The sequence below is a fragment of the Ectothiorhodospira sp. BSL-9 genome, assembly GCF_001632845.1.
In the GTDB taxonomy this organism is placed as follows: domain Bacteria; phylum Pseudomonadota; class Gammaproteobacteria; order Ectothiorhodospirales; family Ectothiorhodospiraceae; genus Ectothiorhodospira.
The window spans coordinates 2812501-2824517 of the sequence record NZ_CP011994.1 but is presented as its reverse complement, the minus strand read 5'-3'; the positions used below and the strand labels follow the sequence as shown (position 1 = coordinate 2824517).

The following is a 12017-nucleotide window of genomic DNA, read 5'->3' as shown; positions in this document are numbered from 1 at the left end:
GTGCAAGGCACCGGGCCTGAAGGGCCTTGTCATGGATGGCTGGCTCCGATGGCGCTCAGAACTCTTCCCACTCATCGTCCGGGTTGGCACGCGAGGCGGGCCGGTTGCCCGGCTTCGCGCCACCACCCACTGCCTTGCCCTGCGGGGGCTTGCTGCTGCTACCGGTGGCCGCTTTGCCAGCGGTCGCCGGGCGCCCGGATTGAGCCTTGTTCGCGGCTGGCAGAGCCCGGCTGGGGGCCTTGGAAGCCGCCGGTAACTGATGGCCGCCAGAACCCATGGCACCCTCATCCACCCGGAACACGCTGACCGCACGCGCCAGACCCTGGGCCTGCTCCTCCAGGGACTCGGCAGCCGCAGCGGCCTCCTCCACCAGCGAGGCATTCTGCTGCGTGACCTCGTCCATCTGGGTGACGGCGCTGTTGACCTGCTCGATACCCGTGCTTTGCTCATCGGCCGCGGCGGTGATTTCGGCAATGAGATCCGAGACCCGCTTCACTTCGTTGACGATCTCTCCCATGGTCTGTCCGGCGGCAAGTACCTGCTTGCTGCCGGTCTCGATGGTCGCCGTATCCTCGGCGATCAAGGCCTTGATCTCCTTGGCGGCGGCGGCCGAGCGCTGTGCCAGGTTGCGCACCTCGCCAGCCACCACGGCAAAGCCCCGACCCTGTTCCCCGGCCCGGGCTGCCTCCACCGCTGCGTTCAGGGCCAGGATGTTGGTCTGGAAGGCAATGCCGTCGATCACGGTGATGATCTCGCCGATCTTGTCGGCGCTTTCCGTGATGGCCTTCATGGAATCCATGGCCTCCCTGGCCTTATCACCACCCCGGCTGGCCACATCGCGGGCGTTGATCGAGAGCTGGTTGGCCTGGCGGGCATTGTCGGCCGTCTGCTTCACCGTTGAGGTCAACTCTTCCATGCTGGAAGCGGTTTCCTCCAGGCTGGAAGCCTGTTCCTCGGTGCGTTGGGACAGATCGGTATTGCCTACTGCAATCTCTCGGGCCGCCGTGTTGATGGCATCCACGGACTCCTTGATCTGGCCGATCAGCTCCTGAAGGCGAATGGCGGTGGCGTTGGTGTCTTCCTTCAATTGCCCGAAGGTGCCTTCGTAGTCACCGGTCACGCGTTGAGTCAGATCCCCGTCGGCGACGGCGTTGAGCACTCGGGCCACCTCACCCAGACCCGTGGAGGTGCGCTCCACAAGCTGGTTCATAGCATCACCCAGACGCTTGAAGAAGCCACTCAGCTCCTCGGTGGCGATACGCTGGTTGAAATCGCCCTTCACGGCGCCTTCCACCAGGTGCGTCACTTCCCGTTCCACCTTCAATTCTTCGGTGCGGTCGGCCCATTCAATAACCGCCCCCAGACGCTGGCCTTCCTCATCGAAGATAGGACTGGCAATGAGCTTGAAGGTACGCCCGCCGATGACGATCTCTGTTTCGTGGGTGGACTGCATGGATTCCGTCATCTGACGCTGATGGGCTGCACGCTTATGGAACATATCCATGCTGGAGCCGCGCACCCGGTCAGGATCGAAGTTGGGCAGATCCTTGCGGATGTCGTTGGCGCCCTTGCGGAACATGCCGATCACCGCATCATTGGCGTAAACGATCTGGGCATCCGTGTCAGAGACCATGACATTGGAGGAAACGGTATCCAGGGCATATCGGATGCGCAGGTTTTCAGCCGCCACACGCTTGGTCTCAGTGATGTCCGCCTTGAGTTTGGCCTGCATGTCCGCCAGGCCCTTCAGGGCCTTACCCACCTCGTCCTTGCGGGTCTGCTCGATTTCCTGATCGTAGTCACCGGCCCCGATGGCATCGAACTTGGCCACCAGAGACCGCAGCGGCGGCACCATGCTGATGAAGGTCAGCACCGCCAGGGCAACAGAGATGAGTATGGCGATGGAAGCAATCCAGAACAGCTCACGGATCTCGGAGGCAGCGGTCTCCACATTCATATCCGCATCGGCAGAGGCCCGGGCCACGTTGCCGTCCACCAGTTCCACGAAGGTGGCGCCCATGGTGTTGGAGATGGGGATCATGCGTTCAACCGTTGCCTGGTACTCCTGCATGTAGGCGTCGAACTGAGCGGGATCCTGGGTGCGGATCATGTTATCGATCAGGGCATCCAGGTCCACATAGATGGTCCTCCAGGCCTGGTATTCACCGCGCAAACGGTTATACAGCTGCTGACCTGCGTCGGTGAGGCGAGGAATTTCGGCAAACTGCTCCCAATAGCGATCAACGGTTTCCCAGGAACGGGCCCGTTGCTGGGCGATGTCCCGAAGCGCGGATTTGTCCGTATAGGCCTCATCCTGCAGCATGACTTCCACCGTCTGAGCACGGATGGCCATGCGCTCGGTGTTCATCTGACCGAGGGCCTCCATGGAAGGCAGGCGGTTGTCGCGGACCTGCTGGGAATAATTGGACCAGCCAGTAAACCCCTGATAGGCCTCGAAGGCCGCATACGCCAGGGAGAGCAGTAACACGCCGCCAAGCAGCGCAATCTTGATGCCTGCCGATAGATTATTGAACCAACGCATGGCCTTGACTCCTTGAAGCTTATTAAATTAGCCCGAGACTCAGGTGGATTCGTTCTGAATCCGGTCAACCAGCCCCATATCGCCGCTGGTCATGAGTTTTTCGATATCGACGACGATCACCATGCGTTCATCCAGCGTGGCCAGTCCGTCGATGTAGGCGGTGTCCAGCACCGCGCCAAATTCCGGTGCCGGCCGGATCTGCTCTCCCTTGAGAGCGACCACATCCGAAACACCATCCACCACCATGCCGATCACCCGCCCGGAGATGTTGAGGATGATCACCACCGTGAACTGGTTGTATTCCACCTGTCCCAGATGAAACTTCAGGCGCATGTCGATGATGGGCACGATGACCCCGCGCATATTGATCACGCCCTTGATGTAATCCGGCGAGTTGGCGATCTTGGTCACCGCATCGTAGCCACGGATCTCCTGGACATTGAGGATATCGATGCCATATTCCTCATCTCCCAGGGTGAATGTAAGGTATTCCCGGCTGTCATCGCTGGTGATGACGGCCCGATCCTTCAGATCTTCACTCATGCCAGATTCCCCTGTTCCGAAGTGCCTGTGCGTCTGGGCTGCATTTCCTGGTTCAGTTGCACCAATTCATCCACATCCAGGATCAGGGCCACGCGCCCGTCGCCCAGGATGGTGGCCCCGGAAACGCCACGCACCTTGCGATAATTGGTTTCCAGACTCTTGATCACCACCTGCTGCTGAGCCATCAGTTCATCCACCACCAGGGCCATGCGGCCCTCGTTGGTATCGACGATCACCACGATACTGTCCTCGAGGCTCTGGCCGACCTGCCCTAACTCGAAGATGTCCTGCAACACCACCAGAGGCAGGTACTCCCCGCTGGTGTTGAGCACCCGCCCCTTGCCGGACACCGTCTTGAACTGTTCCCGTTTGGGCTGGATGGACTCGCGAATGGCGGTCAGGGGCAGGATGAAGGTCTCGTCCCCCAGGCGCACGGCCATCCCGTCCAGGATGGCCAGGGTCAGGGGTAGCCGGATGGTGATGCGTGTGCCCTGCCCGGGCGCGGAGTCGATCTCGATACGGCCATTCATCTGTTCGATGTTGCGGCGAACCACATCCATGCCCACGCCACGACCGGAGATGTCGGTCACCTTGTCGGCGGTGGAGAAGCCAGCCGCGAAGATCAACTGGAACACCTCCTTGTCGGATGGGTTGTCCGACATGGGGACGCCCCGCTCGGTGGCCTTGGCCAGGAGTTTTTCCCGATTCAGTCCGGCGCCATCATCATTCACCTCGATGACGATATTGCCTCCCTGATGACTGGCACGCAGGACGATCTCACCCGTCTCGGACTTGCCCGCCGCCCGACGTTTTTCGGGGGATTCAATACCATGGTCGATGCTGTTGCGCACCAGATGGTTCAGTGGGTCCGCCAGTCGCTCGATGAGCCCCTTGTCCAGTTCCGTGTCCTCACCCACCAGGCGCAGGGTGACTTTCTTCTGCAGGCTTGCGGCGGTATCGCGCACCACCCGGGGGAAGCGATTGAACACGAAGCTGATGGGCATCATGCGGATGGACATGACGGATTGCTGCAGGTCCCGGGAGTTGCGTTCCAGGTTGGACAGGCCGCTGAAGATCTTCTCGTGAGTGACCGGGTCCAGATGGGTGGCAGATTCCGCGAGCATGGCGTGGGTGATCACCAGTTCGCCCACCAGATTGATGAGCTGATCCACCTTCTCGACACTGACACGGATGGAGGAATCCCCGCTGGGACCCCGCTTGGGAGGCTGGGATTTGGCCGTGTTTTCCTTGTTCGGTGGTGCGCCACCGGAGTCACCGCCTTTTGCTGGCGTCTCCGGCTGACCTCGGGGGTTGTCATCGCCGGATTGGGTCGATGAGGGATAGCCGGGCGAGGGATCGAACAGGCCGTAGCCCTGGGCGTTCTCCTCCCGGTCGTGGGCGGCCTGAGAGGCCACCTGTTCCATGCCCGGGCTATTGCCGAAGAGGCCAAAGCCGTCTGAGTCGGTGTCCTGGCAGGCCTCCGCACCCGGGGCGTTCTCGAAGAACCCATAGCCGCTGTCCGAGGCCTGGCCAGTTTGTTCCGTTGGGGTCGCAACGGGCGCGGCAGGGGAGTCCGTGAAGAAACCGTATCCCGGATCTTCCGCTTCCTGGGGTGTGCCGGGGGCCTCATCGAAAAAGCCAAAGGCCTCATCCCCATTGTCAGCGGCAGGCGCGGCGCTCTTTTCCGCGTCGTCCATGGGTGCGATCTGCACGCCATCCAGATCGCAGATGAAATCAAAGATCTCCTGAATACTGGCCAGGCTGATCCCGGGGCCCGAAAGGTGCCAGACGACCGGGCGCCCGGTGGCCTCGGAATACCGCTTCAGGGTACCCAGTTCCCCCAGGCTTTCGGCCAGGGCATCCAGGTGGACATCCGCCTTGAATTCAGACGCATGGGGGTCAAAGCTGATTTTCCAGGTGGGCTCAGCCGCCCGCGCCGGGGTGGGTTGCGCCGGGGGGGCGGTTGGGGCCACAGGTGGGGGTGCGCCGGCAGGTTGCTCGCCGTGGGTGAGTCGCTCCAGCCAGGTACAGACCCGGTCGATGCGCTCATCCTGGTATTCCTCACCTTCCCGATGAGCCTGCAGCTGTGCCTTGAGCACATCGCCAGCCTCCAGAAAGGCATCCACCATCTCGGTGGCGGGCTGAAGCTCCTGTTTGCGAAGGCGGTCCAGCAGGGTCTCCAGTATATGGGTGACCCGGGCCATGTCCGTAAAGCCAAAGGTGCCGGCGCCCCCCTTGATGGAATGGGCAGCCCGGAAGATGGCATTAAGCATCTCCAGATCCGGCTGATCGACATCCAGTTCCAGCAGCAGGCTCTCCATATCCGCCAGATGTTCATCGGCTTCGTCGAAGAACACCTGGTAGAACTGGGTCATGTCGATGGTCATTCCCGCCCTCCTTCAAGGAATGTCAGGTATGGGATGATCAGCCGATCACCTTGCGCACGACTTCAAGAAGCTTCTGGGGGTCGAAGGGTTTCACCAGCCAACCCGTGGCCCCGGCGGCGCGCCCCTGTGTCTTCATGGCTTCACCGGACTCTGTGGTGAGCATCAGGATCGGCACACTCTTGTACTGCGGCATGGCGCGCAACTGCTTGATCAGGCCAAGGCCATCGAGACGGGGCATGTTCTGGTCGGTGAAGATCAGGTTGAAATTGCCGGACCGGGCCTTGTCCAGGCCGTCCTGCCCATCCACCGCCTCGGTGACGGTATAGCCTGCCCCCTTGAGCGTGAAAGACACCATCTGGCGAATCGATGCGGAATCGTCCACCGTAAGAATTGATTTGGCCATGTGGTACGTACTCCCCTTCCCTTAAGACTTGACCTTGAGTGGGCGGGTTACGGCGCAGCTTGCCCCATACCCCTGGAAAAATTGAGAAAAATCATTCGCTCACGGTGTCCCGTTTACCAACTTTCCATGCTAACCCAGGCGTCGAACCTCGGGAACCGTTTTTGTGACGGGATTCTCTGTTTTGGTGCGCCATCCATCACCGAAAAGAGACCGTACGGCCACGCCCCTGCCGCCCTCCACTTTCTTAGCGGCCGGGCGGGATAAAAATGAAGGGGGTAAACGGGCTATTGGGGAAACGGCGGGCAGCCTGTCGGCACCATGGCACCGACAGGCGCTGCAGGGGTGGGGGGACAGCCCGGCGACTCGTCCGCCGGGCCCGCCGCACTCAAGCGGTCTCAGCCTTGCGCTGATCCTCGCGGAACATGGCCTTGATACCGCGCAGGGCCTGGCGGGTGCGATGCTCGTTTTCGATCAGACCGAAGCGCACATGGGTATCGCCGTGATTGCCGAAACCGATGCCCGGCGATACCGCCACCTTGGCATCACGCAACAGCTTCTTGCAAAACTCCAGTGAACCCATTTCCCGGTAAGGCTCCGGGATCGGCGCCCAGACGAACATGGTGGCCTTGGGCTTTTCCACTTCCCAGCCCAGGGCATTGAGCCCGTCGCAGAGCACGTCGCGGCGGTTGAGATAGAGCTGGCGGATCTCTTCCACGCAGTCCTGCGGCCCTTCAAGCGCGGCAATGGCCGCCACCTGGATGGGGGTGAAGGTGCCATAGTCCAGGTAGGACTTGATGCGCCCCAGGGCCGCCACCAGGGTGGGATTGCCGCACATGAAACCCACGCGCCATCCGGGCATGTTGTAGCTCTTGGAGAGGGTGTAGAACTCCACCGCCAGATCCTTCGCGCCGGGCACCTGCAGGATGGAGGGGGCCTTGTAGCCATCGAAGACGATCTCGGCATAGGCCAGATCGTGCACGACCCAGATCTTGTGCTCCCGGGCAATGGCCACCACCTTCTCGAAGAATTCCAGGTCCACACACTGGGTGGTGGGGTTGGCCGGGAAATTCAGGATCAGCATCTTCGGGCGCGGCCAGGATTCCTGGATGCCCCGCTCCAGTTCCGCGAAGAAATCCACATCCGGCGTCAGGGGGACATGACGGATGTCGGCGCCGGCGATCACGCACCCATAGGGGTGGATGGGATAGGCCGGGTTGGGCACCAGAACCGCGTCGCCGGGCCCCAGGGTGGCCAGGGCCAGATGCGCCAGGCCCTCCTTGGAGCCAATGGTGACAATGGATTCGGTCTCCGGATCCAGATCCACATCGTAGTTGTCCTTGTACCAGCGGCAGATGGCGCGGCGCAGGCGCGGGATGCCCTTGGATACGGAATAGCGATGGGTGTCGCCGCGGCGAGAGACTTCCACCAGTTTCTCGACGATATGGGGCGGCGTGGGCTGATCAGGGTTCCCCATGCCGAAATCAATCACATCCTCGCCCCGGGCGCGGGCCTTGGCCTTCAGGTCGTTGACAATGCTGAAGACATACGGCGGAAGACGCTTGATTCTGGGAAAGTCGTCGATCACGGGTGTTTCCAAGGGCTGGAGAGTCGGGAAAAGGGAAACCAGAAACAATAAAGGGGCACCCCGGGACTGTCAATCAATGCGCCTGAGGCTGCCCGCTGCGGCTTGCCTGCGGCCTGGCTGGGTTGTACTTTTAACTCATGAAGATGACGCGTGAGTATGGCGAGGGCCAGAACATCATCACCGCCTATGGGGGTGGTGGGGTGCAGGTGAACCAGGTGGCTCATCATGAGAGCGTGGTGGTGCTGCCCGATCAACTCATACCCCAGTGGCCGGTCTCCCGTGTGGATGACCTCAAGCTCGAGGCTCTCGAGCCCGTGCTGGCGCTGTCTCCCGAGATTGTGCTCCTGGGGACCGGCCCCACCCTGCGCTGGCCTCCCCGGGAGGTGCTGTATGCCATCCGTGCCCAGGGTATCGGCCTGGAGGTGATGGACACGTCGGCGGCATGCCGAACCTACAACATCGTCATGGGCGAAGGGCGCAGAGTGGCGGCGGTACTGTTGATCCCGGGCTAAGCGACTCAATTCTGCAGCAGGGTATCCTCCGAGAATCCCCGACTTTCCAGGATCTTGCGCAGTCTTTTCAGGGCATCCATCTGTATCTGGCGCACCCGCTCCCGGGTCACGCCCAGCTCGAAGCCCACCTGCTCCAGGGTGGCACGCTCAAACCCGTGCAGGCCGAAGCGGCGAACGATCACCTCCCGTTGTTTCTCGTCCAGTTCCATGAGCCAGTCATCCACGTACTGCACCACATCCTCATCCTGGATAAGGTCGGAGGGCTCGGGAGTATGCTCGTCGGGAATCACGTCCAGCAGGGGGCGGTCGCCATCCTTGCCGATGGGGAGATCCACCGAGGTCACCCGCTCGGAAAGCGCCAGCATCCGCTTGACGTCCTGTACCGGCTTGTCCAGGTGGCGGGCCACTTCCTCGGCGGTGGGCTCGTGGTCCAGCTCCTGGGCCAGCTTGCGGGCGGCACGCAGGTAGACGTTGAGCTCCTTGATCACGTGGATGGGCAGGCGAATGGTGCGGGTCTGGTTCATGATGGCCCGCTCGATGGTCTGACGGATCCACCAGGTGGCGTAGGTGGAAAAGCGGAAGCCACGCTCCGGATCGAACTTCTCCACGGCGCGGATCAGGCCCAGGTTGCCTTCTTCAATCAGATCCAGAAGCGCCAGGCCCCGATTCATGTAGCGTCGGGCAATCTTGACCACAAGGCGCAGATTGCACTCGATCATCTTGCGTCGGCCGGTTTCGTCTCCCTTCTGGGCCAGGCGGGCGTAATACACCTCCTCCTCCGGCGTTAATAAAGGGGAGAACTCGATCTCGCTGAGGTACAGCCGGGTGGCGTCCAGGTCGGCCCTGGGAGGTTCGCCCGCGGCGAACACGACCTTCTCCTCATCTTCTTCATCCTCCGCGTCGTCCTGGGTACTCGATCCCACCACCTCATCCGACAGCATCGGGGTGGTGTCACTTTCTTCAGCGTCCTTCAGTGACGCTGTCACCCGGTCCTCAGGTTCCGACAGCACTTCCTCCTCAACCTTTTCCTCACCATCCTCGTACACGGGGTTCTTATCTCGCCTTCTCGGCATGTGACCTCCTGTGCGGGGCGGTTGCCCCTTGTTTTATCGACTCGGCAAATAGCTTGATGGATCCACGGGCCTCCCGTCTTTTCTGATCTCGAAATGCAGCATGGGGCGATCGGTTCCAGTGTCGCCAAGGAGCGCGATCTCCTGCCCCTGAGACACCTCAGCTCCTTCATTTACAAGGATTTTCTCGTTGTGCGCATAGGCGCTGAGATAGGTGTCATCGTGTTTGACGATGATAAGCTTTCCATATCCGACAAGTCCACTTCCGCTGTAGACGACCCGCCCCCTGGCGGCGGCCCGCACCGACTGGCCCGGCTGCCCCGAGATGCCGATCCCCCGCTTGCCGGTGCCGGAGGCCGGGAACGAGCGTATCACCTCGCCGTCGGTAGGCCAGCGCCAGTCGATGGCCCCGCTGGAGGCAGTGCTGCGTTGCGTGGGTGGTGAGCTGGAGGCCGGGGGGGTGGATCTGGCCTGAGGGGCCGTCTCGGGTCGCGACTCGACCGGACGAGGTTGCTGTGCTGGCGGCCTCTCGGCTCGCGGCTCGACTGGACGGGGTTGCTGTACTGGCGGCGGTTCGTTGCGGGTCTCGCGGGGCGTTCCGCCCCGCTGCGCTGGCGGCGCCTGAGCCACGGTGCGTTGACGGTCGCCGGGCGGCGGGTTCATGCGCAAACGCTGCCCAGGATAGATCGTGTAGGGTTCGTCGATATCGTTCCAGCGGGCCAGGTCCTGCCATTCGAGACCATAGCGCCAGGCGATGGCATACAGGGTTTCGTGATGCCGCACCGTGTGCACGCCAGAGCGGAATCCCAATTCACCCGACCTCTGAGGCGTGCCGCAGGCGGCCAGCATCAGCAGGATAAGCACCCAGGCTGCCACCGCTGCCATGCGCACAGTTTGTTTCTCACCCCTGTAACTGATAAATGATCACCGCCAGAACCAGCAGGATGACCGACGCCCATCCTATCCATTCGATGTACGGGCGCAGGCGCGGTTCCACCCGGGGGCCCAGCCAGCTGATGATCAGGGCCACGGCGAAAAAGCGTGCCCCCCGGCCCAGGAACGAGGCCACCACGAAAGGCAGCAGCGCCATGGACAGGGCCCCGGCGGTGACGGTGAAGAGCTTGTAGGGGATGGGCGAGAAGCCGGCCACCAGGACCACCCAGACGCCCCACACGGAGAACCACTCCTGGGCGCGTACAAGCTCCTCGCCATAGCCCGCCCCCACAATCACCGGCTGAAGCAGCTCAAAGGCCAGGTAGCCCAGCAGGTATCCGAGCAGGCCGCCCAGTACGGAGAATACCGTGGTGATCAGGGCCAGGCGCATGGCTCGATCGGGGCGCGCTGCCGCCATGGGGGCCAGCATCACGTCGGGGGGTACGGGAAAAAAAGACGATTCGGCGAACGACAGTCCCGCCAGATAGCGCGGGGCATGGCGATGTCGCGACCACATCATCACCCGGTCATACAAGGGACCAAAGAGCCTCATGGCACCTCTCCCGGCAACAGCGGCACAAAACTCACCGGGCCCAGATCCTGTCTCACATAGGCCTCCGGGGTGCGTGTGATGCGTACCAGGGTCTGCGCCCCGCTCTCCTCACCCACCGGGGCCAGTAACTGCCCGCCCATAGCCAGTTGCAGCAGCAGGGCCTCGGGGATCACCCGGGGCGCTGCGGTGAGCAGGATGGCATCGTAGGGGGCGTTTTCCGGCCAGCCATGATGGCCATCCACATGACGCAGGCTGATGTTCTGCAACCGCATGAGGCTGAGCACTTCACGGGCCTGGCGCTGTAGCGGGCGAATCCTTTCCAGGCTGATCACCCGTTCCACCAGTTGTGCCAGTACGGCTGCCTGATACCCGGAGCCTGTGCCCACCTCCAGCACCATCTGCGGCGTGGCCTCGGCCAACAGCGCCTCGGTCATGCGGGCGACGATGTAGGGTTGGGAGATGGTCTGGCCAAACCCGATGGGCAGGGCGGTGTTTTCATAGGCGCGGTGCGCCAGGGCCTCGTCCACGAACAGATGGCGGGGCGTGGCGCGAATCACCTCCAGCACCCGGGGATCACGGATGCCCAGTTCTCGAAGACGCCCGGCCAGACGATCCCGGGCACGCTGGGACGTCATGCCGATTCCGGTCAGATCATGATTCAAGCCTCGCCCTCCGTGAGCCAGCGGCTGACGATGTCCATGGCCTCGTAGCGGGTCAGGTCCACCTGAATCGGCGTGACCGAAACGTAGCCGGAGCGCACGGCATGGAAGTCGGTCCCCAGCCCGGCGTCCTGTTCCGGGCCTGAAGGACCCACCCAGTAGATGGGACGACCCCGGGGATCGGTAGAGCGGGTCACCGGCTCCGCCTTGTGACGATGCCCAAGGCGGGTGGCCTGATAGCCCCGGATCTCGCCCCGGGGCAGGTCGGGAACGTTGACATTGAGGATGGTGTCGGAAGGAAGTGGAATGCTGCGCAGTCGATCCAGCAGTTCCAGGACCACCTGGGCGGCGGAATCATAATGCTTGCATTGCTGCTGGCCTGCCAGGGAGACGGCAATCGCCGGTAGCCCCAGAAACCGCCCTTCCATGGCGGCAGCCACCGTACCCGAATAAAGAACATCGTCACCCAGGTTGGCGCCGGCATTGATGCCGGAGATGACCATGTCCGGCTCCTCGGCCAGCAGACCGGTCAAGGCCAGGTGCACGCAGTCCGTGGGCGTACCGTCCACACGCACGTCACCGTTATCCAGTGTGGTGGCCCGCAACGGTCGCGAAAGCGTGAGTGAATTGCTGGCACCGCTGCGGTCCCGATCCGGAGCCACCACGGTCACCTGGCCCCGGCCACGCAGGGTCTTGGCCAGCTGTTGCAGTCCTGGTGCATGGACACCATCGTCATTACTGAGCAGGATACGCATAGTGGGTCACTGTGAAGTCAGGTGGCTAATATACTGGAAACCCCGTGTTAGACGCATGTCCCAACGGAGATCTGT

The 12017-nt window shown here is 62.3% G+C and carries 11 protein-coding genes; 1 reads left to right on the top strand and 10 read right to left on the bottom strand.

What is annotated here, in order from left to right:
* Positions 1-55: 55 nt before the first annotated feature.
* The 5 genes from ECTOBSL9_RS17760 to alaC form a co-directional block, all read right to left on the bottom strand.
* On the bottom strand, positions 56-2542 hold the full coding sequence (locus ECTOBSL9_RS17760; RefSeq protein ID WP_082829936.1) for a methyl-accepting chemotaxis protein: 2487 nt from the start codon (positions 2540-2542) through the stop codon (positions 56-58).
* Between the two features lie 39 nt (positions 2543-2581).
* Positions 2582-3085: a chemotaxis protein CheW gene (locus tag ECTOBSL9_RS13170; protein ID WP_063465424.1), complete on the bottom strand. Its 504-nt coding sequence runs from the start codon at positions 3083-3085 to the stop codon at positions 2582-2584.
* Positions 3082-5472, bottom strand: coding sequence for a chemotaxis protein CheW (locus ECTOBSL9_RS13165; protein ID WP_063465423.1), 2391 nt, complete (start codon positions 5470-5472; stop codon positions 3082-3084). Before ECTOBSL9_RS13165 ends, ECTOBSL9_RS13170 begins: the two co-directional genes overlap by 4 nt.
* 37 nt (positions 5473-5509) lie before the next feature.
* A complete protein-coding gene (locus tag ECTOBSL9_RS13160; RefSeq protein ID WP_025281385.1) occupies positions 5510-5875 on the bottom strand; it encodes a response regulator in 366 nt (121 codons plus the stop codon).
* 385 nt (positions 5876-6260) lie between these two features.
* The gene (alaC, locus tag ECTOBSL9_RS13155) at positions 6261-7460 is read right to left on the bottom strand and encodes an alanine transaminase (RefSeq protein ID WP_025281384.1); all 1200 of its coding nucleotides are present in this window, start codon (positions 7458-7460) and stop codon (positions 6261-6263) included.
* Positions 7461-7597: 137 nt separating this feature from the next.
* Here alaC and ECTOBSL9_RS13150 point away from each other — a divergent pair, with 137 nt between their 5' ends.
* Positions 7598-7972: an Mth938-like domain-containing protein gene (locus tag ECTOBSL9_RS13150; RefSeq protein WP_063465422.1), complete on the top strand. Its 375-nt coding sequence runs from the start codon at positions 7598-7600 to the stop codon at positions 7970-7972.
* 5 nt (positions 7973-7977) lie between these two features.
* On the opposite strand, the gene rpoS is transcribed toward ECTOBSL9_RS13150, so the two are convergent.
* From rpoS to surE, 5 genes are read right to left on the bottom strand one after another with little or no spacing between them, the layout of a single operon-like run.
* Positions 7978-9045, bottom strand: coding sequence for an RNA polymerase sigma factor RpoS (rpoS, locus tag ECTOBSL9_RS13145; RefSeq protein ID WP_063465421.1), 1068 nt, complete (start codon positions 9043-9045; stop codon positions 7978-7980).
* Positions 9046-9078: 33 nt separating this feature from the next.
* Positions 9079-9927, bottom strand: a complete 849-nt coding sequence (locus ECTOBSL9_RS13140) for a peptidoglycan DD-metalloendopeptidase family protein (protein ID WP_063465420.1) — start codon at positions 9925-9927, stop codon at positions 9079-9081.
* 16 nt (positions 9928-9943) lie between these two features.
* On the bottom strand, positions 9944-10528 hold the full coding sequence (locus ECTOBSL9_RS13135) for a YqaA family protein (RefSeq protein WP_063465419.1): 585 nt from the start codon (positions 10526-10528) through the stop codon (positions 9944-9946).
* On the bottom strand, positions 10525-11163 hold the full coding sequence (locus tag ECTOBSL9_RS13130) for a protein-L-isoaspartate(D-aspartate) O-methyltransferase (RefSeq protein WP_063466202.1): 639 nt from the start codon (positions 11161-11163) through the stop codon (positions 10525-10527). Before ECTOBSL9_RS13130 ends, ECTOBSL9_RS13135 begins: the two co-directional genes overlap by 4 nt.
* A gap of 23 nt (positions 11164-11186) precedes the next feature.
* Complete coding sequence (gene surE / locus ECTOBSL9_RS13125) at positions 11187-11942, bottom strand: 5'/3'-nucleotidase SurE (protein WP_063465418.1); 756 nt, start codon at positions 11940-11942, stop codon at positions 11187-11189.
* Positions 11943-12017: the final 75 nt, after the last annotated feature.